We start from the raw sequence: 21,159 nt of genomic DNA on the forward strand, positions 1-21,159 counted from the left end.
ACATTACATCGTCAAGAAGTTTTATTAAGGGGGGCTTGCTTTTTTGCGCCACGCAAATCGCGGGGCAGTTTCCTCCTTATCTTAATAAAGGGAATCTCATTGAAAACCAGCAATAAAATTACCATGCAGGATGTTGCCAGAGAGGCCGGTGTGTCCACGGCCACTGTTTCGCGCGTGCTGGCGGATTTCAAAGGGGCGACGTCTGATACGACGGCCAAACGTGTGCGTGATGTCGCTACCCGGTTGGGCTATGTGGTTAACTCGGTTGCGGCCAGCCTGCGCCGCGAAAGAACCTCGACGGTTGGTTTGATCATCGCCGATATTGCTAACCCCTTCTTTGGCCGGCTCGCCAGCGGGGTGGAAAACATTCTCAGCCGACAAAACTTCGCCGTGCTGCTGGCTAACTCCGGCAACAGCGTCAAAGAAGAAAAGCGTTTACTGCGGCTGATGACGGAAAAACAGGTTGATGCCGTCATCATGGCCAGTTCTGCTGCCGATGGGCGCCACATTGAAGAGGCTATCGCGCATGGGATGCGCATTGTCTTGGTGGATACCGAGTTCAGCGGAGTGAATGCCGAGACTATCGTTATCGATAACCGGCGGGCGGCTGAAGAGGCGGTTGAGCATTTGCTGATGTTGGGGCACCGGCGTATTGCCGTTATCAACGGGCAACTGCAAGCCTCGTTTGACCGCGAACGCCTGGCGGGGTATCACGATGCGTTTGCGCAACGCGGCCTCATGGTCGATCCCGCTCTGGTGCTGAATGGTGCTTCCACCTACGAGGGCGGTCAAGCCATCGTCCGTGAGTTACTGGCCGGGAAGCAATCTGTGACCGCCATCTTTGCCACAAATAACCTGATGACGATGGGCGCTATTGCCGCCGTACTGGAAGCGGGTTTGCGTATCCCTGATGATCTGTCGATCGTTGGTTTTGATGATATGGAATGGTATCCGATGTTCCAGCCAGCAATAACCGCGGTTTCTCAGCCGGCTTATCAGCTTGGACAGGTGGCCGCCGAGCATCTGTTATATGTGATGTCTAGTGGCCGTACGCCGAAGAACAATGCACGCGTGGTGCTAGAGACAGAACTGATCATTCGCCGCAGTACCACACCGCTCCTGGAGGCGTAATATGCCAAATTTTGCCCTGATAGACGCTCACGTTCATTTCTACGCGCCAGAACGGTTGTCGTATCCCTGGCTGGCAAGCGTGCCCCTCATCAATGGCACTTATTTGCCGCAGGATTTTCAAGCCGCCAGCGAGGGGGTTGATGTCGAACGGATGGTTTTCGTTGAGGTCGATGTTGCTTCAGGGCAGGAATTGGACGAAGCCCGGTTTATTGATGGGCTGGCGCAGAAAGAGGAACCGCGGATTGGTGCGATTGTCGTATCGGCGCCGATTGAACTGGGCGCACACGTTGAGCCGGCGCTGGATGCGTTGGCGAATATCGGCCGGGTAACGGGGGTTCGCCGCTTGATCCAGTATCATTCGGCATCGGACTACTGCCTGAATCCCGATTTTGTTGCGGGTGTACGTCTGCTGGCAAAATACGGCTTTAGTTTTGATATTTGCATTCGTCATCAGCAACTTGCCAGCGCCATAGAACTGGTACGGCGTTGCCCGGACGTTAATTTTGTGCTGGATCACATTGCAAAACCCGGGATTGCCGCTGGTTTGCGCGAGCCCTGGATGAAAGAGATGCGGGCTATTGCTGCGTTGCCCAATGTGGTTTGCAAGATGACCGGAGTGACCACCGAGGCCGATCGGCAACACTGGACGCTTGACGATATCCGACCCTATATCGAGCACGCTTTCGATTGCTTCGGTTTCTCCCGCATGTTATTTGCCAGCGACTGGCCGGTAATGAACATGAGCAGCAGCTATAGCCAATGGGTACATCTTCTGGACGATGTGTTGCAGGGTGTAGCGGAGGACGATCTGCGCCGTTTTTATCGTGATAACGCGTTGCATACCTATCGGTTCTGATTGGCGCGATTAGGGCGTTCGCTGGCGGGCATTAAGGCTTTTGCTGAAATTGGGCACGTAGCGCCATCAATAAATTCCCCAGCGTGTTTGCGCCTTCGCCTTGATACTCGCCCCAGAAGCGTGCCAGTGGGTTGTCTTCAGGTGACCATTCAACGAGCCGGGCATCGCCGGTCGAGGTGAGCAAGATACGCAGATCCGGCGCCTGGTCGAACTTCGTTTGCAGCACTGTGCGCATAAAGTCTACGTGCCAGGCAGGCCAACCCTCGGCGGTTTCTTCCGGTGGCAGGCCATGGCCGGCTATCGCCGCCAGTTCCGGCGTTGGCGCGGCGATCAGCCAGCGGCGGACTTCCGGGCGGCGCGCTTTAGCGCTCAGGTAGGCATGCTCAGCGCTGGCAAATATCTCGCCATGCAGCCACAAAGGGCGTGGATGGAGGTTGCTGAATGCACAATAGCGGCTCTGGCGCGGATCGAAAAAATGGATCTCATTCATCGGCGGAATCTCCATGATAAAAAAGCTTGTCAGCCAATGGAGCTTATGTTGATATAAAATTTAACGCAATCGATTAACTAAAAAGTTAAACACCATGATTAACCTTGATGAAATAAAAAACGCCGAACGGCGCATTGCACCACATATTCGCCAAACCCCGTTGTTGCAGGTGACGGCGTTACGTGTGCCGATCACCGAGGCTAATCTGTGGCTCAAGCTGGAATGCTTACAACCTACGGGGTCTTTCAAGGTCCGAGGTGCAACCAACCGCTGGTTGACGACACCGGTTGAAAAACTCGGTAACGGTATCGTTACCGCATCCGGGGGCAATCATGGCCTGGCGACTGCGCGAGCGGCAAATTTGGCTGGGGTGCCTGCGACTATTTTTGTGCCTAAAAATATCACTCCGGCCAAGTTGGTCAAGCTGGCAGCCTGGGGGGCCAACGTGGAGATCTTCGGCAATGTTTGGGACGAATGTAACGAACAGGCCCTGGCGCTGGCCGATGCGACCGGAGCGGCTTACTTCCATCCGTTTGCCGATCCGGCTGTGATCGCCGGCCAGGGTACGCTGGGCCTGGAGATCCTGCAGGCGCTGCCGGAATTGGATGTGATCCTGGTATCCATTGGCGGTGGCGGCCTGATCAGCGGCATTGCGAGTGTGCTTAAGGTGCTAAAGCCCAGCGTGAAAATCATCGGCATCGAGCCGGAAGGTTCACCGACCCTGCATGCGTCGTTGCAGGCGGGGCAAGTGATGCGACTGCCGCAGGTGACAACGCGTGTCGCGACCATGGCATGCGGTAAAACCGAACAATTGGTGTTCGATATCGTTCGCCAATCCGTTGACCACGTTGTTTTGGTATCCGATGAGGCGTTGCTTTCTGCGGCCCAGTGGCTGTGGTTTGAGCTTGGCCTGGCGGCCGATCTCAGTGGCAGTGCCGCTATTGCTGCGCTGCGCTCCGGGCAGTTGACCTTTGCCAAGGATGTTAACGTCTGCGCCCTGGTGTGTGGCGCTGGCCAAGAAGGCATCGGCTGATGGTGCGCCCTTAGAAAAACTTACCCTGCAACTCACGAATAAAGGCGTTACCTGCAACCCGGGTCATACCGTTCATCGGCCCGGCGCCGGCTAATTTACCTGCGTTGAGATTTCGCTGCACTTGTTCCGCTAAAGCACATCAATAAGGCAATCGAGGCCAGTAGAATGAATCCGCTGTGCCAACCGCCGCTCAATTGATGAATCACCCCGACCACAATCGGCCCGGTGGAGGCAACGATATAGCCAATGCCTTGCACAAAAGAGGAAATTCGGCGGTTTTCATCCAAATTGTCGGCGATGTCGATGACTAATGTGAAGACCACCAGAAAGCCGCCGCCGGCGCCGATCCCGCCGCAAATTATCCATATCGGCCACAGGCCGGGATAGGCCAACAACCCGGCCGGCATACAAAACCACGCCAGGCCCACGATAAGAAAGCGTGTGGCCTTGGAAAAATGCGCGGCCGAACCCAGCCAGGGGATACCGAAGCAGCCGAGGATACCCAGGATCTGAAACAGCGAGGCCGCCATACCGGCGGCGCTGGTATTCATATTTGCGGCGTGTTTCAAATAGTCCGGCAGCCAGGCGGTCATGGCATAAAACAGGAAGGTGTGTGCTGAAAATGCGATGGCCAGTAACCAGACCACCGGGCGGCGCCATACTTGCGCTGCGTTTGCCCGCTGGGAAGGCGTTGGCTCAGCGGTTTCCCGCTGGGAAGAGGGGCAAGGCGGATGAATGGCCGCCGGTGAAGAACGCTTAGCATGATTGACCGCCAACCATAGCATGACGGCCAGTACGGCCAGCCCGCTCCAAACGGCCAGCGCGGCGCGCCAGCCGATCACCGCGGCTAACGGCGCCGTTAACGCGGCGGTCAGCATGGCGCCGATACTCATCGACATGACATACAATCCGGTAATCAGGCTCGAGCGGTGTTGGAAGTCCCGGGCGATTACCATCAGGCTGGCGATGTTGCCAAGCGTCAAGGCCGCGCCGAGAAGCAATGTGCCCGCCAAAACCAGGCTTAATCCATCAGCCGAACGCAGCAAGGCTCCCAGTGTTACGCCGAACAGAGTGAAATAAATGGCCTTCTCGATACCTACGCGCGCAATGACCGCAGAGGCGACGGGCGCCAGTGCGCCGAAGCACAATACCGGAATCGTCGTCAGTAATCCCGCCAGGCCTGAATTAATATGCAGATCGGCCTTAATGAACTCAATCACTGATGGCAATGATGTCAGCGGCGCCCGCAGATTCATCGCCAATGTGATAAAGGCAAACAACAGCAGTGAATGATACATATGTTTTCTCTGGCCTTTAGTCACACCGGCAGTATTCCGCCCCCGCAGGGAGATTTCATCTGGTTTCAATTTTTGTTTGCTTCCAGCGTCGGGTGGCTATCTTTTTGCTCTTTGCGGCGATTCAGGAAGAGAGAAAGGATTAATCCGACTAGTGCGACCAACGCAATAATATTGATAATGCTAATATAATTGCCCGTGGCGGCCAGCGCCTTTGCCGAGACGAACAAGCCGACGGTACCCCCGAATGAACCGATGCCCAGCCACAGCCCATTCATGCGCCCAACGATGCGATGATCGTAAGATTCCGCTATTTTAGCTTGTAGCATTGGCATCAGCATACCGATACCGAAGCCCGGCAGGATCAGGCACAGCATCAAAACCGCTTCCTGGCGATAAACTTGCTGGAATTGAATCGCGCCGTATACGGTGGTCAGCACCATGGCGACCGTGATGATGCCTCCGGGCCGGCCATTGAAGTATTTGCCGGCGATATATCCCCCGATCACCGGAGCAATGACCGAGGCCACCTGTAAAACGGCCGTCAGGCTGCCGCCCGCGATGGGCCCCAGCCCTAAACCAATGGGTTCGGCTTCCGAAAAATAGGAAGGCGTCAGGCTAAAGACGGACTGTAGGATCCAGTTGGCGGCGAAGGTGGCCGCAATGCCGATCCAGGTATATCGGGAAAGCAACGCCGCTTTGAATAACCCTTCACCCGGGGCATTGTCGGCGATTTCGTCGGGGCCGGGTGCCTCATCCGTTAATAATGGTGCCTTATTTCTGGCGATGCTAAAAATAATCAGGCAATAAATCAGCGAAATCAGCGCAAAAAGTGAGATGGCCGCCATGGATAATTTCCAATTACCCAACAAGGTGTAGATCACTGGCGCAATCACAACGCTCAACATGGCGCCGAGAGGAATAAATGCACCGGTGATGCCTAATGCAAACGCTCTCTGTTTTCCCGGGAACCATTGCATTATCAGCGGCACCATCGCCGCCATACAAAAACCGACGGCACATCCTTGCAGAATACGAATAATGGCCACGCTGGCGTAGGAATTGCCGACCCATAGCGTCGCCAACGTTGGCACAAACGATAATACGATACTGACGATAATCGATATCGCTGGGGTGAATCGGTCAATAAAGGGGCCGCTGATAAAGAACGAGAGGTTAGAAAACAGCATAAAATAGGTCATCAACTGAACCGCTTCGGGAAATGCGATCCCCAGATCCTTGGCGATAACGCCGAATAACGGCGCGTAAGACATAGCGGCAAGCTGGAAAGATACGCCGGCCAGGCAGCATCCGGCGAGAATCGCCCAGCGTATTGATGGATAAGGAGATTGTTGTGATGCGTGGTGAACACTCATACTGATTACTCCTGGTACCCGCGCGCGGCCATTAATCAGAAATGTGGCGCGGTTGTTGGATAGGGCCAGTTCACAATGCGTGTTGTTTTACCCCCCAGAGGCCGGGGGGATGGCTTATTGTTTTGCCAACTGTTCGCCCAGCACATAACTCAATGTGATGGCACGGCCGTGGCTCAACCCTGGCGCCATGAGAGGGTATTCGTTGGCGAAAAAATTACCCTGTATATTGCCGGCCGCATAAAGCCCTGGGATCTTGTTGCCGCGGATATCGAGCACCTGCATATCGGGATCGCAATCAAGGCCCCCCACCGTTACCAGCAGGTGGGAGCGGATCGGCACGGCGTAATAGGGCGGTTGTTCGATGGGGAACATCAGATAGGGTTCTTTGTTAAAGTCGGCGTCTTTACCGTTATGCGCCATTTCGCTGTATCGTTTGCAGGTTGCGACGAAGTTATCCACGGGCACGCCTATCTGTTGAGCCAGCGCTTCCAGCGTATCGGCCCGGTAGAGGCGGCCTTTGTCGGCGTGGGCGTTCAACACGTCAATCGGTTCGGTCACCGGGCCGTCAAAGCCGGTTTGGAACGTTTGATGATCGCTCTCATACCTGGCGTCGAAAATCGCCCACGCCAGCTGATTGGGTTGGCGGAAGCGGCCATTGACCAGGCACTGGTTAGGCAAAGATTCACTTTGGAACCGTTTGCCAAACTGGTTAACGTGCATGAACGATTGGTTGCCGCACATCAAATCAACATGAAAACCGGGGATGGTATGCAGCATCACCGGATGCGGCCAGTTTTGCAGACCGGCGCCTATCCACAAAGCCTGAGCCAACGCTTCGCCGGCATTGCCGCCCTGGGGATTATAGGTTTTGATTTCGGCTTTATTGATGATTGGGCACCAGGCATCGATCATCGCTTGGTTTTCAGAGTATCCGCCGCAGGCCAGTATCACGGCTTTGGCCGCCGTGAATTTCACAGAGTGCCCATCCTGTGTTTGGCCGATTACGCCGCTTACCCGGCCATTTTCTTCACGCAGGATCTGTTCGCTGGCGACGTTGTAATAGAAGGCAACCCCCAGTTTTTTACACTGATCCTCAATAAAGCCGAGAAATGCCTGCTGGGTAGGAATGTATTCATTCCCGGTACTGATCTTCTGGTCCGCGCGTGCAAAAATATGCGCCGTCGGGTATTGGCGGTAAAGATCCGGATACTGTTTGGCAACGCTAAACGCATCGGCGAGGGCGATTTTCATGCCGTTGGCTTCACACAGATCGATGTAGTGATCGAATACCCGGCCGCTTTGGCGTACCCATATAGACAACAGTTCAGGATGCACTTTGTTATTGGCGAAGCGGATGAGATCGGCAAAAATCAGGTCTTCATCAATCTCTTTGCCGGATTGAAGCTGCAGCTTGCTATTGACGGCGCCGTTGTCCATCCCGCGGGCAGAGAAGGTAGCGAATTTTTCGATCACGGTGACTTTCAACCCGTGTTCCGCTGCTGAATGGGCGGCAAACAAACCGGCGCAGCCCGCACCGATGATGACAACATCGCTTTCGACAATTTGTGCGATTTTATTATCGGGGATTGGCTGGGGCGGCGTCTCCCAGCCAGGGACAGGCAGATGGTTTTCTGGCTCTTGCCATTTATTGTATGAGTTGATCATTTTTTCCTCTTAACTTTACTAATCGGTTGGCCGGAGATTAACCGGAAATGATAAATAAATATGTTAAGCAATTATCGCTATGCAAACGTCAATGTCTGTGAAGTGTTAAAGTTATTGTGAATAACGTTTGCAGTAATGCTATTTAATGAATGGTGATTAAGTGATCGCCGCGTCAATCTTTTTTACGTAACGATAGGCCCGGTCAAAATAAACCAGTGAATGGCTACTTTGCCATTTTTTAATGGCGACTATACGGCCAATGAATATACTGTGTGTCGTGGTTTCATGAAGGGTTTCTAGCACACAGTCAACATTTAACAGGGCATTTTTTAACGCGGGGCTGCCGGTGCGTAATGTTTGCCAGTCGGCCGATGCGTATCGCTTGTCCATCTCTGTGTTTTTATCGGCAAAAAGGCCAGCCAGGTTGGCTTGCGCATAGGAAAGCGCATTAACGCAAAAGTGGCCGTTGCGCTTAAATAGGTCATGTTGGGCGGATTCCCGCCGCATACAGACCAAAAGCGATGGCGGGGAGTCGGAAAGGCTGCATACCGCGGTGGCGGTGAAGCCGCCTCTGCCCGCAACGCCTGCCGTCGTGATGATATGCACGGCAGCACAAATTTGTGACATCGCATCACAAAACTCATTTTTCGATACCGCCTGCATTTCAGCCATGGCTGCCGTATCGGGTTTCCTGTTATTCGTCATAGAATTCTCCTGATAACGCTGAAAATAATGTGATCTGTTTTGCAAATTATGATGGCGCGGTTTTTACATTCGAAATTAGCACTGGGTTTCTTGTACCTGAATTAAATGTGAAATGGTAATTCTTTTTTTATTCTCAATATATGTAAATAATGCATAGCAAATCGTTAACCTATTCCCGCATCAATCAATAATGTCGGAATCATGATTCAGCCCTTTATCTTCACTCTGGAATATGCTGTTACCGCTTTTTTCTGAACCGCGTCATGTTCTCGTGACATAACCAATGCGGTGGGCATGGTATTGAGATAGCGTTATCCCGCAGCAAAGTGATTAATCTTCCAGGGAGTGATGTTAGAATTGATTAATAATCATGAGGTTATTTATGAAGATGCAACTTCTGTATGAATTTATGCAGCTAGCGAATTTGCTTAATTTTAGCCAGGCCGCGCAAAAGATGAACGTCACGCAACCTGTACTCAGCCGCCATATGAAAATGCTGGAAGACAAGTTAGGCGTGGTGTTGTTTATCCGTAGTACACATAAGGTTGTACTGACATCGGCCGGTAAACTGTTTTTAGAGGAAGCGCGCAAAATCGTCCAACAGTATGAAGGCTCGTTGTCGATCATCAATGCCTTTGCCGGCAAGGGCTACCGGCAATTGAAGATCGTGGTGTTAGGTGAGGCCATACAGGATTTTTTGACGCCTTTTTTGATGCAGTTTCAGCAGGATCATGCCGATATCGCAATAGAGTGCCGCGACAATGAGCTGGATGAGGCACTGCGTTTTCTGGAGGAACAGTCCTGCGATCTGGGGTTCCTGATCCGCCCCAATTTTCTGGAAAACAACCGCTTTTGTGCGTTGCCGTTTCTTACCGATCCGCTGTGCGTGGCGGTAAACCGGCATCACCCCTTGGCTAAACGGGGCAAGGTATCGCTGCGGGAGGTCAGTGAATGGCCTATTATCCGCGTCGACCATCGCGAATCCCCGTTATTCGAGCAATTCAGCACACGCTTTCTCGACCATTACAACATTGCCTACAGGCTGGATAAAGAATATCCCAACCTGAAAACCTGCTGCTTTAATCTGGAATACCGGAAAGACGTGGCGCTACTGATGCCGAAGCATCGGCAGTACCTGCTCGGCGATAACAGTGTGTTGCTGGAGGTCATCGAAGATGATTACTGGTTCAATCTGGAATTAGTTTGGGATAATCAAAATACCAATGCGGATATCAATATTTTTTTAACAGAGTTTAGAAAGTTTTTAGATGCCAATCACGGATAGTGTGTTCGCCGGCCCGCCGAAGAGACAGGCCATCTCCTCGGCGCGGATAATTCTATGTGATTTAACTCACAATAATTAATTGTCGTTGCTGTTGCCTGGTTGGGGAAAGGCTGCCCGATTTAATATGAGGTGTTTTATTTTATGCTTGTTTTTCAATCGCTATAAAATATTCTCACGTTGATTTTTCTTGGTTATGTGAAAATGACATAGCCATAAAGATAAAAAAGAATTTCTCCCAACTTTTAGGTGGTGCTACGTTCTGAGTCGTCGCCAGGTGGCTAAAAATTCTTGCCACTGTTGCTAATACGACATTCTGCGGCGAATGCGAGCGGCTGTCGTAAGGGATATTAGACGTTACTCACCCTCATAGTGATTTATTAAGGAGTTATTCATGGTAATTAAAGCCAACTATGAATCCGATCATGATAAACGTAAAGAAATGTCGCATAAGGAATTGGGGACGATTCCTCATATGCCTTTCGAAGAATACTCGGAAAGACTGAAGCATTGCTTTACCATGAAAAGAAAGAACGGCATCCTGGAAGCCCGTTTGCATACCAATGGCGATAGTTTGCAATGGGGCGCGCCGGCCCATCAGGGGTTGCATTATTTCTTTAACTGGGCGGGAAGAGATCCGGATAACGAAGTAATTATCCTTGGCGGCACCGGGCAAGACTTTATGAAAGGGATTGGCCGGATTGATGATCAAGGCCAGTGGCAACCGGCAACCGAATTTAATTCCGCCCCGGAAGAAGCCTGGAAGATGTACGACTATCAGTATTACGATGGCACCAGGGACATTGAAGGCCAGGTGTTTGATATTCAAGTGCCCACTATCGGCGTATGGAACGGCGCGGCTTTTCACACCGATCTGGTGTTGTTTAATGATATTACCCTTTGCACGGAAGATGCCTGGACCACCGAGATGCATTTCCGCGTAAATATGGTGCCGGGCGATGGCATTGGGATTGCCTGGCGTGAGTTGATGGGGCGCAAGAGATATGCCTATGCGGAACTGACCGGCGAGATTATTACCGCGCGCAAGGCGTTGGCGCTGGGTATGGTCAACGAAATCTGCGCCGACACCGAAGCTTGCTATGATCGCGCCTGGGAGATCGCCGAGCTGATTATGCGCACCGGCACCCGCGTCACCCGTCGTATTACCACCCAGCAGTTGCGCAAAGCCTGGAAGGAAGACATCGCCAACGAACTGCGTAATGCCTTCGCTGCGGAGATGTACGTCACCGCCACCGAACACTCGCCTCATGAAGTTAATTACTGGCAATGGGCCAAAGAAGAAGCGGAGCTGGTTAAAGCCGCAGAGAAAAATGGCCAGGTGGTGCGCCCGCGCATCGGCGGTGGGCAGGCAGAAGACGAAATAAAATAACACTCTGCGGCCAGTTTGGTAACGGCATAATTAAAATAACCGGCTTATACTCGCCATATTTCACATTGCATATGGGGTGGCGGCGTTCGTTCACCGGAAGCTAACCTGCGGCTGGTTAAATGTCGGTTGTTTATTGCGCACCGTTTTTTCCGATATTTAATAATTAATGTAGGTGGGGCGGTGCAAGAATAAAACCTTTATTTCCCCATGATTGCAAAATGCGCGTTTTATTTAATAAAACATGTCGTTTAAAAAATAACAACGACAGTAAGCGGGAGTGTTTCATGAAAACCGGAAACGACGTCATTATTTCTGCTGCCCTGACCGGCGCGGTAACGCCGAAAGAGATTAACGAATATATTCCGCTCACACCGGAGGAAATTGCTGCCGATGCCTACCGGTGCTGGCAGCAAGGGGCGGCGGTGGTTCATCTGCATATGCGCGATGAACACTGCCTGGGCACGATGGACCGTGAACGCTTTGCCGAAACTATCCGCTTGTTACGGGAATACCCGGACTGCGACGTCATCATCAATTGCACCACATCCGGCGACCACCGGGCCAGCGATGAACAGCGCATGGCGCACGTCTCGACGCTGAACGGTATCGAAATCGCCTCCTGGGATGCCGGCTCGTTCAACTGGATGCCCGGCGGGGTGTTCGTCAACAGCCCACAGTTCCTGGGGCGCCTGGCCGCAATTCTGCAGGAACGCGGCATCAAACCTGAGGTGGAGATTTTCGACAGTGGCATGCTGGGGGTTGCCCACTATTTTGCTGAACAGGGGGTGCTGAACACGCCGCTTCACTATCAGTTCTGCCTCGGTATCCCGGGGGGCATGCCCGCCACGGTGGAAAACCTGCTTTATCTTACCCGGCAGATCCCCGCCGGTTCCACCTGGTCGGCCTTCGGCGTGGGCAAATCGCACCTGCCGATACTGTTTGCCGCGTTGGCGCTGGGCGGCCACGTGCGCGTGGGGCTGGAGGATAACGTCTATTTCAGCAAGGGCATCAAGGCGAGCAATCCTCAATTGGTGGAACGTGCGGCGCAAGTCGTGCAGCTATTCGGTAAACGGGTGGCCACGCCGGCTATCGCCAGAGAGATTCTGGGCATTGCGCCGCTAACCGTTTAATGCGCGTTAAACACTGTCGTCGGCAGGCGCAACGGCCATCTCCGCGTGAGCGCGCTGATATCAACAGGCCTATGAGCATGCCGAGACGTTAAGGAAAAAATGATGAGAGAAGCCGTTATTGTTGCTGCGGCGCGCACGCCCATCGGCCGATGCCGCAGTGTATTGGCGCCGGTGCCTGCGCACATCCTGGGTGCCCTGGCCGTCAAAGAAGCGGTGCGCCGCGCTGGCATTGCCGCCGAAAGTATCGACGACGTGATTTTCGCCAATCTGATGAATCACGAGATTAACAACATGGGGCGCATGGTGGCGTTAGAGGCGGGCCTGCCCATCACGGTTCCCGGCATCACGCTCGATCGTCAGTGCGCGGCGTCGCTCAACGCGTTGGCCTACGGGGCTATCCAGATTATGGCGGGCTTTGCCGATGTGATCGTTGCCGGCGGCGTAGAGAGCGATTCGCGCCGTACCTGGATGCTGGAAAAAACCGACACGGCCTATGCCGTGCAGCCGCCACGCTTCGTGGACATTCATACAGCGCCGGACAGCCTGGGTAACCCGCCGATGGGGATCACCGCGGAGAACATTGCCGAGAAATACGATTTCAGCCGCCGGCAACTGGACGCGTTTGCGCTACGGAGTCACCAGCGGGCAAGCGCTGCCTGGCAGGCCGGGTGCTATGACGAACAGATTGTGCCCGTGACCGTTATGGACAGAAAAGGGCGGGCGACTGGGGTCAGTCGCGACGAGTCGGTGCGCCCCGATTGCTCGCTGGAGACGCTGGCCACGCTGCGCCCCAGTTTCCGCCCCGACGGGGTGGTCACGGCGGGCAACAGTTCGCCGATGAGCGACGGCGCCGGCGCTCTGGTGGTGATGGAGCGCGGCCTGGCGGAGCGAACGGGCCGGGAAATCCTGGGCGTATTTCGCGGCTATGCCGCCGCCGGCGTCGATCCCAACTACATGGGGCTTGGGCCGGTGCCCGCTACCGCCAAGCTCCTGCAGCAGACCGGGTTGTCGGTGAACGATATCGATCTGTGGGAGTTGAATGAAGCCTTTGCCGCGCAATCGCTGGCTTGCATGTTGGAAATCGGTATGGATCCCGATCGGGTCAACCCAAACGGGGGCGCCATCGCCATGGGTCATCCATTGGCCGGCACCGGCGCGATTCTGGCCGCGAAAGCGGTGTACGACATGCGCCGCCGCCATCTGGACAATGCCGTTATCACCTTCTGCGTCGGCGGTGGTCAGGGCGTGGCGGTACTGCTGACGAGGGAATAAACCATGGCGAGTAAATTTGCACTACCCGAAGAGATTATCGCGCTGTTTAAAGACGGGCAGACGCTGATGTGCGGCGGTTTCGCCAATCACGGCGTGCCGAATCGGCTCATCGATTGCGTCATTGCCAGCGGGGCGCGGCATTTTACCCTGATTTCGAACGACAGCGGCGACGCCAACCTGACGATTGGGCGCCTGATCCATCACGGGCTGGTCGACAAGCTGATCGCTTCGCATATCGGCCGCAACACCGAAACCGTGGCGCTGGTGGCGGCCGGCAAAATCGCGCTGGAGTTGGTGCCGCAAGGTAGCCTGGCGGAGCGCATGCGCTGCGGCGGTTCCGGGCTGGGCGGCGTGTTGACGAAAACGGGGTTGAGTACGGTGGTCGATAAGGGCAAACAGCACATTGAGGTGGATGGCGAAGAGTGGCTGCTGGAAACACCGCTGCGGGCAGACATCGGCCTGGTGCGCGCCCGCACCGCCGACCCGTTGGGCAACCTGACCTATCGCGGCACGATGCGCAATTTTAACCCGCTGGTGGCCAAGGCGGCCAACCTGACGCTGGTCGACGCCGATATCCAGGTAGACGTGGGCGAACTGGGCGTCGATAGCATCATCACGCCCGGCGTCTACGTGAACAAGATCCTGAAGCTTCAGGGGGAACGGCTATGAACCCACGTAACAGAATCGCCCGCCGCGCGGCGGAGTACTTCACCGACGGCGACGTCATCAACCTCGGCATCGGCATTCCCAGCCTGTGCAGCGACTATGCCCCGCCAGGGGTGATGTTCCACACCGAAAACGGCCTGGTGGGGATGGGGCCGCTGGTGGACGGCGTGTTGGCGGTGGAAGGCTTTTCCAACGCCACCGCTCTGCGTTTTATCCCGGTACCCGGTGCCAGTGCGTTCGACAGTGCGGAATCTTTTGCGTTAGTGCGTTCCGGCAAGTTGGCGGCGACGGTGCTGGGCGGGCTGCAAGTGGCGGTAAATGGCGATTTGGCCAACTGGGCCCAGCCCGGCCGGGTGTTCGGGATGGGGGGCGCGATGGATTTGGTCAGCGGCGCCCGCAAGGTGATCGTCACCATGGAACTGTGCACCAAAGACGGTAAGCCGAAGGTGGTCAACGCCTGTAGCTATCCGCTGACCGGGCGCCGCTGCGTGGATCATATCGTTACCGAACAGTGCGTTATCGACGTCACGCCCGATGGGCTGGTGTTGGTTGAACTGCTGGAAGGGCTGACGCCGGACGACATCCAGAGCCAGGTGGAGCCCCGCCTGATCGTTCCCGTATCGCCGAAGGTGATGTCGGCCTGACACGGTGTGCGAATGGCGCGCTATCGCATCGGTTTAAGGACAACAACGCTATGATTGCGCAGGAAAATAATAGGGCGCAGACCGCCGAAAATGGCCCCAACGTTGCGCACCGTGGGAATCACTTTGGTGCGCACGGCTGGCGCGTCATTGTGTTCCAGGGCGTGTTGTTTTGGATTGCCGCCGGTGCGGTGACTCACGGTCTGAACGTCATGTTGCCCGCTTTGGCGCGCAACTTTGGCCTGGACTACAGTGTGCTGCTTGCGCTGGCGACGCCGGCATCCTGGTCCTCGATCCTCGCCGGCCCGCTATGCGCGTGGTTGAGTGAAAAGAAAGGGGCCAAATTCAACGTCATCTTCTGCCTGATAGCCTGTGGCCTCTGTTATGGCCTGCTGGGATATTGCGGATCTTTTATCGGTTTCACGCTGCTATTCGCCGGTGTTTGCTTCTTTGGTACCGGCTTCGCCTATGTCGGCGGTACGGCGATCATGGCCAATTGGTTCGTGCGTAAGCAGGGGCTGGCGCTGGGGTGGTGCACCATCGGGCAGACGCTATCCAGCGCGTTCTTTGTGCCGACGTTGGCCGGCCTTTTTCTCTGGCTGGGCGTCCGTGACGGTTTCTGGGGCATTTCGGCGATGATGTTCATCGTGGCCGTCCTGGCGCAACGTTTTATCGCCAACCGGCCTGAGGATATAGGGCTTGCGCCTGATAACGGCCGGCTTTCCGACGAGGAACAAACCGAACGGCACCGCCAGCATGACGGCGACAGGTTCCCCTTGAGCATTGGGCAACTGCTGCGCATGCGGGACGTGTGGTTTATGGGGATCGCGACCGGCGGCCTCTACATCATGCTGGTCGGGGTGACCAGCCAGATCGTGCCCCGGCTGGTGGGCATGGGCTATGCCCAGAGCACGGCCATCTTTTATATGACCCTATCGGCGCTGTGTGGTTTACCCGCGGCCTATGGCTGGGGCTGGTGCAACCAGCGCTTTGGCGTCCGGCGTTCGCTGCTGTTCTACACCCTATGGTGGATGCTGGCGATAGTGATCAACATGCTTGCCCACCACGCCGTCACGCTGTGGATCTCTTTGGTGATGATCGGTCTGGCGATGCCGGGGGCGACCAACCTGAGCACCGCGCTGATCGCCGCCAAGTTTCCCCGCCGCATCTATGTGCGGGCCCTCGGCATTATCCACCCGATCCAGTCGGTGGTGCGCTGTTCCGCGTTTAGCCTGTTGGCCTTCGGCCTGACTTATCTGGGGGGCTATGCCGGCGCTTATCTGCTGCTGGCAGGGGTGGGCGCGATAACGCTGTTGTTATTTTGGTTGATTGATGTGACGCCGGTCAGTACCGGCATGACCGCAGATGACTCGAGGTAAATATGAAATCGTTGGTGATTGTGAGTGCCGTGCGCACCGCTATCGGTAAATTCGGCGGCAGCCTGACTACGGTCAGCGCTCCGCAACTGGGGGCGCTGGTGATGAAAACGGCGATCGAGCGGGCGGCTATCGCTCCCTCAGCCGTTGATGAAGTGCTTTTCGGTAATGTGCTGCAGGCAGGGTTGGGCCAAAACCCGGCGCGCCAGGCGATGTTGCAGGCCGGCCTGCCGGAAGACAAGCCGGCAACCAGCCTCAATATGGTGTGCGGTTCCGGGCTGCAAAGCGTGATCGCCGCTGCGCAAAGTATCGCCGCCGGCGCTGCCGGGGTGGTGTTGGCGGGCGGTATGGAGAATATGTCGGCGGCGCCTTATCTGCTTAATAAAGCGCGTTGGGGGTATCGCATGGGCGATTATCCCGTGAGTGATAGCGTGGTCAACGATGGGCTGTCCTGCGCGATCAATCACTACCACATGGGCATCACGGCGGAAAACGTGGCGCGGCGCTGCGGCGTCAGCCGCCAGGAGCAGGATGCGTTTGCGCTGTTATCGCAGCAGCGGGCGGCGGCGGCGATTGAACGTGGCGCCTTCCAGGCGGAGATTGTCCCGGTGACCGTGCGTACCAAGCAGGGGAACAGCCAGTTTATGGTGGATGAACACCCCAAGAGCGATACGACGTTGGCGAACCTGACAAAACTGAAACCGGCGTTCGAGCCGGAGGGAACGGTTACCGCAGGCAACGCCTCGGGTATCAACGACGGCGCGGCGGCGCTGCTGGTGATGAGTGAGGAGCGGGCGAAAAGCCTGGGCATTCGCCCGCTGGCCCGTATTCGCGGTTACGCAACCAGCGGTGTCGATCCTGCGTTGATGGGGTTGGGGCCTTTGCCCGCTACCCGCCTGGCGCTAAGCCGTGCGGGGCTGACCGTGCCGGATCTCGATCTGATCGAGGCGAATGAAGCCTTCGCCGCCCAATTCATCGCCGTTGCCCGTGAATTGAAGCTGGATATGGAAAAAACCAATGTTAACGGCGGCGCTATCGCATTAGGGCACCCGATCGGTGCTTCAGGGGCCCGCATCCTGGTCACGCTGCTGCACACGCTGGCGGCCAAAGACAAAACGCTGGGGCTGGCGACGCTGTGTGTCGGCGGCGGGCAAGGCGTGGCGATGATCGTTGAGCGCGTTTGATCTTGGCGAGAAGGTGAAAAGAAAAATACGCCGTAATAGCGGAAACAACAATGTACGGTATAGGTAAAACGAACCGTATTAATATTGATTAGAGACGGAAATAAAGCAGTGATAATGCATAATATCCGGCTGTATACCTAAAACAATTCGAGTTGCAGGGTATGCCGTATAAATTATTGCCGCTTGAACGTCATTACTGTATTTCTCTGGACCGAAATAAAGTTTTAATAATCTTATTCGCGGCCTGTTGGTATTTATCCAACCAGGCTTAAAAATAAGAGTTAAAGATTTACTTTGCTGTTTTTGGTCGTTGATGACCGCGCATTTCCGTCCCATCGTGATGGGATAGCGATATGAAAATAACACCTCGTAATATATGGCAGAGAATGCTGTGCTCTGGCGCGATTGCGTGCGCCCTGATGCTGACGAATGGCGCCGCCGCTGCGGATGTGGAAAGTGCCGACCGGCCGTTGTCCGATGCGGGAACATGGCTGAAAGAGCACGGCGTCACTCCCCATATCATGGTATCGCAGCTTTGGCTGGGGAACCCCAGTGCGGGAACCCGCACCGGTGAACAGTCGGCTTATACTCTATTTTTCGCCGGTGCGGATTTCGATCTGGATCACATGGGGCTGATTCCCGGCGGCAGCGTTCATTTCATGCAACTGTGGGTGCCTTTCAAAAATAACATCAGCCTGGGCGACGGCGCGGGCGGTATACTGGCCGGCGATCCGCCGCCTTACATCCCTAAGGTCGCGCATTTACTGCGTTTTGGTTATGAGCAGAAGCTGTTTAACGACCGGCTGTCGATTGAGCTTGGCAAGAGCAACCCCGGTCAGTTTGTCGGTTTCACTAACTGCAATGTGCAATCGTCCTGTGTGAATACGGTATTGAATAAAACCGCGGTGTTCGGGCCTGCGCCCTATGCCGGCTGGGGCATGCGCGCAAGTTATCATTTCACACCGCTGCTGGAATCCACCCTCGGCGCCTGGCGCACCTATCAGGCTTTTCCGTTCACCAACGGTTGGGAACGGTGGGACGATGATTATGGTTCAGGCAGTACCTTGATGGTCGCCAATATTGCACGCCGCGTGAACTGGCAGCAGGAAGCCTATCCATTCAACTGGGAAATGCTGGCGTTCTATAACGATCTGACCTTTGACGATGCCTATTACACGGTGAACGGCACCTCGAAAGTTTATGACGGCATCGCCGCGGTACGCACGCATAAAGGCGTTTCAGGGGTTTATTTGACGGCTAAAAAAGCCGTATGGCGAAGCGACGGCGGCGCCAACCCGCAGGATGATGCCCCCAGCGCCGTGAGCCTGCACGGCAGCATTACGCAAACCTTGCAGTCGGATGCTTACACGGGCGTCGCGACGCTGGCTGATGCCGGGGTGATCTGGTCTGGCCCCTGGCGCAGCCGCCCCCATGACAGCTATGGCCTGACGTTCCGCTACGGCCGCCTGACCGGGCGAGAACAGCGCTACTTGCAGGATACCTACGATTCCCTGGGCGGGGCCGGCTGGCGAGTGCCGCGCAATGAATACCAGTTGAGCATCGACGCATCGTTCATGCTGACGCCGGAGATCAATCTGACCATGACGGGTTCCCGCGTCTGGAACAACACGAACTGGCAGTACGCCGCCACCAGCGTCAAACCTGAAAATGGCTACACCTTCTGGCTGCAGGCGAATGTAATGTTGGAAAAACTGCTCGGCCTGTAATCGCGGTAAACCCGGCCAACGGGGCTGTCGCTGCGTTGGCTTTATTTCTCGCCTATCTCTGTTTGGGCGTATAGTCGTACAGGTCAACGCCCGTACAAAGAAACAAACCCCGAACAGGAGAGCCACAATGTCTAACATTCATGCGTCCGGCAGTTATCAACTGGGCGATCGGCAGGTGAAACGCATCGGCTATGGCGCAATGCAACTGGCTGGGCCTGGGGTGTTCGGCCCGCCCAAGGATCCGCAAATGTGCATTCGCGTGCTGCGCGAAGCCGTGGCCGCCGGCGTTAACCATATCGATACGTCCGATTTTTACGGCCCCCACGTCACCAACAAGCTGATCAAAGAAGCGCTCCATCCCTACGCGGACGATCTGTGCATCGTCACCAAGGTGGGCGCGCGGCGGGATGATAAAGGCAACTGGCTGCCGGCCTTTTCGCCGAAAGAGCTCACCCAGGCGGTGGAAGATAACCTGCGCCATTTGGGGCTGGACGTGCTGGATGTCGTCAACCTGCGCAGCATGTTTGATCCGCATCAGCCCGCCGAAGGCCCGCTGGAAGAACCCTTAACCGTGTTGGCGGAGCTGAAGGCGCGTGGCCTGATCCGCCATATCGGCCTGAGCCACGTTACGGCCAGGCAGGTTGCCGATGCGCAGAAAATCACGCCGGTGGCCTGTGTGCAGAACCACTACAACCTGGCCCACCGTCAGGACGATAGCCTGCTTGATTCTCTGGCTGCGCAGGGTATTCCGCTGGTGCCGTATTTCCCGCTGGGCGGTTTTTCGCCCCTGCAATCTGCGGCGCTGGACGACGTGGCCAGCAGGCTGGGCGCCACGCCGATGCAGGTAGCGCTGGCCTGGTTGCTGCAGCGCTCGCCGAATATTCTGCTGATCCCCGGTACCTCATCGCTGGGCCATCTGCAAGAAAATCTGGCGGCGGCGCAGGTGCAGTTATCGCCGGCGGATATCAGCCAACTGGAAGCGTAAGGCGGTAGGGCAGCCGCAGCGCTGCCCATCGTTTTTGCGGCGCAGGCGCGTTACAGCAGCATCGGCAGCGTCACGCTCGCCGTTTCCTGGCTGCGCTGCGCATAGCACGGATCGCACTTCAACAGCGCCATGATCAGCATTTCCACCAGCAGCATCACGCCCACCTTCGAATTCAATGCTCCGGCGGTGAACGGGCCTTCCGGTTTGGCCGCCACGAGCAGCACGTCGGCCAGGTTGGCCAGCGGGCTGCGCGAGGTGTTGCTCAGCACAATGATCTTGCTGCCCCGTTTGCGGGCCTGCTCAACCACGTAAAGCACATCGCGGGTAGAGCCGGAGCTGGAGATGGCGAACGTCACGTCTTCCGCGCCCAGGCTGACGCAGTTCATCGCCGCCGAATGGCTATCGGTAAACGCCTGCGCAGGGATGCCCAGGCGCATCAGTTTATAGTGCAGGTAATCGCCGACCGTGGCGCTGGCCGCCACGCCGAAGATCTGAATGTGGCGCGCCTGATGGACGAGCGCGGCGGCGCTATCCAGATCCTCACGTTTGGTCAGCCTGCCGGTGTCGCGCAGGGATTGGGCGCATTCATCGATCAGGGTGTCGATATCATCCCGGCCGCTGGCGATGGCTGGTGCCGTTTGCTGAATGTCGAACGCCAGCGCCATCTTGAATTCGGTGTACCCTTTGCAGCCCAGAAGGCGGCACAGGCGGGTGATGGTGGCTTCACTGGTTTGGCTTTCCCGCGCCAGCTCGGTGATGGTCTGGTAGAGCACCCGCTCCGCCTGCGAAATAACGTAGCTGCCCAACTTCTGTAATGCCGGGCTAAGGCTTGGCAGATCCTGTTTCAGGTGCAGCAGCACATTCTCTTTCTCGTTCATCCCGTCCTCGCCCTGCGATCATAATCAAATCCTATGATGATAATTGTTTCCTTTTCTGATTGCTGTGATAAAAATTA

At 55.8% G+C, this 21,159-nt stretch carries 19 protein-coding genes; 13 read left to right on the plus strand and 6 right to left on the minus strand.

Translation table 11 applies throughout. From position 1 onward, the window contains the following. Positions 1-99: 99 nt before the first annotated feature. On the plus strand, positions 100-1,131 hold the full coding sequence (locus AC559G_RS19240; RefSeq protein WP_498913979.1) for a LacI family DNA-binding transcriptional regulator: 1,032 nt from the start codon (positions 100-102) through the stop codon (positions 1,129-1,131). A gap of 1 nt (position 1,132) precedes the next feature. Continuing rightward, the gene (locus tag AC559G_RS19245; protein ID WP_498913980.1) at positions 1,133-1,987 is read left to right on the plus strand and encodes an amidohydrolase family protein; all 855 of its coding nucleotides are present in this window, start codon (positions 1,133-1,135) and stop codon (positions 1,985-1,987) included. A gap of 31 nt (positions 1,988-2,018) precedes the next feature. On the opposite strand, the gene AC559G_RS19250 is transcribed toward AC559G_RS19245, so the two are convergent. Beyond that, positions 2,019-2,477: an NADAR family protein gene (locus tag AC559G_RS19250; RefSeq protein WP_498913982.1), complete on the minus strand. Its 459-nt coding sequence runs from the start codon at positions 2,475-2,477 to the stop codon at positions 2,019-2,021. Positions 2,478-2,571: 94 nt separating this feature from the next. On the opposite strand from AC559G_RS19250, the gene AC559G_RS19255 reads away from it, so the two are divergent. After that, positions 2,572-3,510: a threonine ammonia-lyase gene (locus AC559G_RS19255; protein ID WP_498913984.1), complete on the plus strand. Its 939-nt coding sequence runs from the start codon at positions 2,572-2,574 to the stop codon at positions 3,508-3,510. A gap of 95 nt (positions 3,511-3,605) precedes the next feature. Here AC559G_RS19255 and AC559G_RS19260 read toward each other — a convergent pair whose 3' ends face one another. The 4 genes from AC559G_RS19260 to AC559G_RS19275 form a co-directional block, all read right to left on the minus strand. After that, a complete protein-coding gene (locus tag AC559G_RS19260) occupies positions 3,606-4,808 on the minus strand; it encodes an MFS transporter (RefSeq protein ID WP_498913986.1) in 1,203 nt (400 codons plus the stop codon). A gap of 65 nt (positions 4,809-4,873) precedes the next feature. Further along, a complete protein-coding gene (locus tag AC559G_RS19265) occupies positions 4,874-6,181 on the minus strand; it encodes an MFS transporter (protein WP_498913988.1) in 1,308 nt (435 codons plus the stop codon). A gap of 114 nt (positions 6,182-6,295) precedes the next feature. Continuing rightward, a complete protein-coding gene (locus tag AC559G_RS19270; RefSeq protein WP_498913990.1) occupies positions 6,296-7,846 on the minus strand; it encodes an FAD-dependent oxidoreductase in 1,551 nt (516 codons plus the stop codon). 156 nt (positions 7,847-8,002) lie between these two features. Next, on the minus strand, positions 8,003-8,551 hold the full coding sequence (locus AC559G_RS19275) for a PNPOx family protein (RefSeq protein ID WP_498913992.1): 549 nt from the start codon (positions 8,549-8,551) through the stop codon (positions 8,003-8,005). A 382-nt stretch (positions 8,552-8,933) separates the two neighbouring features. Here AC559G_RS19275 and AC559G_RS19280 point away from each other — a divergent pair, with 382 nt between their 5' ends. The 10 genes from AC559G_RS19280 (at position 8,934) to AC559G_RS19325 (ending at position 20,204) form a co-directional block, all read left to right on the plus strand. Next, a complete protein-coding gene (locus tag AC559G_RS19280) occupies positions 8,934-9,836 on the plus strand; it encodes a LysR family transcriptional regulator (protein ID WP_498913993.1) in 903 nt (300 codons plus the stop codon). Positions 9,837-10,227: 391 nt separating this feature from the next. Then, the gene (locus AC559G_RS19285; protein ID WP_095847657.1) at positions 10,228-11,223 is read left to right on the plus strand and encodes an enoyl-CoA hydratase/isomerase family protein; all 996 of its coding nucleotides are present in this window, start codon (positions 10,228-10,230) and stop codon (positions 11,221-11,223) included. 284 nt (positions 11,224-11,507) lie between these two features. Next, positions 11,508-12,353 carry a beta-keto acid cleavage family enzyme gene (locus AC559G_RS19290; RefSeq protein ID WP_498913995.1) on the plus strand — a complete coding sequence of 282 codons (846 nt, stop codon included), beginning with the start codon at positions 11,508-11,510 and terminating at the stop codon, positions 12,351-12,353. Between the two features lie 99 nt (positions 12,354-12,452). Then, positions 12,453-13,625: a thiolase family protein gene (locus AC559G_RS19295; RefSeq protein WP_498913997.1), complete on the plus strand. Its 1,173-nt coding sequence runs from the start codon at positions 12,453-12,455 to the stop codon at positions 13,623-13,625. 3 nt (positions 13,626-13,628) lie between these two features. Further along, positions 13,629-14,294, plus strand: a complete 666-nt coding sequence (locus AC559G_RS19300) for a sugar phosphate isomerase family (protein ID WP_498914000.1) — start codon at positions 13,629-13,631, stop codon at positions 14,292-14,294. Then, positions 14,291-14,935, plus strand: coding sequence for a sugar phosphate isomerase family (locus AC559G_RS19305; protein WP_498914002.1), 645 nt, complete (start codon positions 14,291-14,293; stop codon positions 14,933-14,935). Before AC559G_RS19300 ends, AC559G_RS19305 begins: the two co-directional genes overlap by 4 nt. Positions 14,936-14,985: 50 nt before the next feature. Continuing rightward, a complete protein-coding gene (locus tag AC559G_RS19310; protein ID WP_498914004.1) occupies positions 14,986-16,311 on the plus strand; it encodes an MFS transporter in 1,326 nt (441 codons plus the stop codon). Positions 16,312-16,313: 2 nt separating this feature from the next. After that, a complete protein-coding gene (locus AC559G_RS19315; protein ID WP_498914005.1) occupies positions 16,314-17,492 on the plus strand; it encodes an acetyl-CoA C-acetyltransferase in 1,179 nt (392 codons plus the stop codon). A gap of 353 nt (positions 17,493-17,845) precedes the next feature. Beyond that, positions 17,846-19,219 (plus strand): carbohydrate porin, encoded by a 1,374-nt coding sequence (locus AC559G_RS19320; RefSeq protein ID WP_498914007.1) that lies wholly within the window; start codon positions 17,846-17,848, stop codon positions 19,217-19,219. A gap of 127 nt (positions 19,220-19,346) precedes the next feature. Beyond that, complete coding sequence (locus AC559G_RS19325) at positions 19,347-20,204, plus strand: aldo/keto reductase family oxidoreductase (RefSeq protein ID WP_121555466.1); 858 nt, start codon at positions 19,347-19,349, stop codon at positions 20,202-20,204. Positions 20,205-20,254: 50 nt separating this feature from the next. Here AC559G_RS19325 and AC559G_RS19330 read toward each other — a convergent pair whose 3' ends face one another. Then, the gene (locus tag AC559G_RS19330) at positions 20,255-21,082 is read right to left on the minus strand and encodes a MurR/RpiR family transcriptional regulator (protein ID WP_498914009.1); all 828 of its coding nucleotides are present in this window, start codon (positions 21,080-21,082) and stop codon (positions 20,255-20,257) included. Between the last annotated feature and the right edge of the window lie 77 nt (positions 21,083-21,159).

This window comes from Gibbsiella greigii, assembly GCF_039540155.1.
Taxonomy (GTDB): Bacteria; Pseudomonadota; Gammaproteobacteria; order Enterobacterales; family Enterobacteriaceae; genus Gibbsiella; species Gibbsiella quercinecans.

Bases quoted from the DNA above. Each gene is read 5' to 3' on its own strand.
- AC559G_RS19245 (WP_498913980.1), top strand. From the start codon at position 1,133: ATGCCAAATTTTGCCCTGATAGACGCTCACGTTCATTTCTACGCGCCA.
- AC559G_RS19250 (WP_498913982.1), bottom strand. From the start codon at position 2,477: ATGAATGAGATCCATTTTTTCGATCCGCGCCAGAGCCGCTATTGTGCA.
- AC559G_RS19255 (WP_498913984.1), top strand. From the start codon at position 2,572: ATGATTAACCTTGATGAAATAAAAAACGCCGAACGGCGCATTGCACCA.
- AC559G_RS19260 (WP_498913986.1), bottom strand. From the start codon at position 4,808: ATGTATCATTCACTGCTGTTGTTTGCCTTTATCACATTGGCGATGAAT.
- AC559G_RS19265 (WP_498913988.1), bottom strand. From the start codon at position 6,181: ATGAGTGTTCACCACGCATCACAACAATCTCCTTATCCATCAATACGC.
- AC559G_RS19270 (WP_498913990.1), bottom strand. From the start codon at position 7,846: ATGATCAACTCATACAATAAATGGCAAGAGCCAGAAAACCATCTGCCT.
- AC559G_RS19275 (WP_498913992.1), bottom strand. From the start codon at position 8,551: ATGACGAATAACAGGAAACCCGATACGGCAGCCATGGCTGAAATGCAG.
- AC559G_RS19280 (WP_498913993.1), top strand. From the start codon at position 8,934: ATGAAGATGCAACTTCTGTATGAATTTATGCAGCTAGCGAATTTGCTT.
- AC559G_RS19285 (WP_095847657.1), top strand. From the start codon at position 10,228: ATGGTAATTAAAGCCAACTATGAATCCGATCATGATAAACGTAAAGAA.
- AC559G_RS19290 (WP_498913995.1), top strand. From the start codon at position 11,508: ATGAAAACCGGAAACGACGTCATTATTTCTGCTGCCCTGACCGGCGCG.
- AC559G_RS19295 (WP_498913997.1), top strand. From the start codon at position 12,453: ATGATGAGAGAAGCCGTTATTGTTGCTGCGGCGCGCACGCCCATCGGC.
- AC559G_RS19300 (WP_498914000.1), top strand. From the start codon at position 13,629: ATGGCGAGTAAATTTGCACTACCCGAAGAGATTATCGCGCTGTTTAAA.
- AC559G_RS19305 (WP_498914002.1), top strand. From the start codon at position 14,291: ATGAACCCACGTAACAGAATCGCCCGCCGCGCGGCGGAGTACTTCACC.
- AC559G_RS19310 (WP_498914004.1), top strand. From the start codon at position 14,986: ATGATTGCGCAGGAAAATAATAGGGCGCAGACCGCCGAAAATGGCCCC.
- AC559G_RS19315 (WP_498914005.1), top strand. From the start codon at position 16,314: ATGAAATCGTTGGTGATTGTGAGTGCCGTGCGCACCGCTATCGGTAAA.
- AC559G_RS19320 (WP_498914007.1), top strand. From the start codon at position 17,846: ATGAAAATAACACCTCGTAATATATGGCAGAGAATGCTGTGCTCTGGC.
- AC559G_RS19325 (WP_121555466.1), top strand. From the start codon at position 19,347: ATGTCTAACATTCATGCGTCCGGCAGTTATCAACTGGGCGATCGGCAG.
- AC559G_RS19330 (WP_498914009.1), bottom strand. From the start codon at position 21,082: ATGAACGAGAAAGAGAATGTGCTGCTGCACCTGAAACAGGATCTGCCA.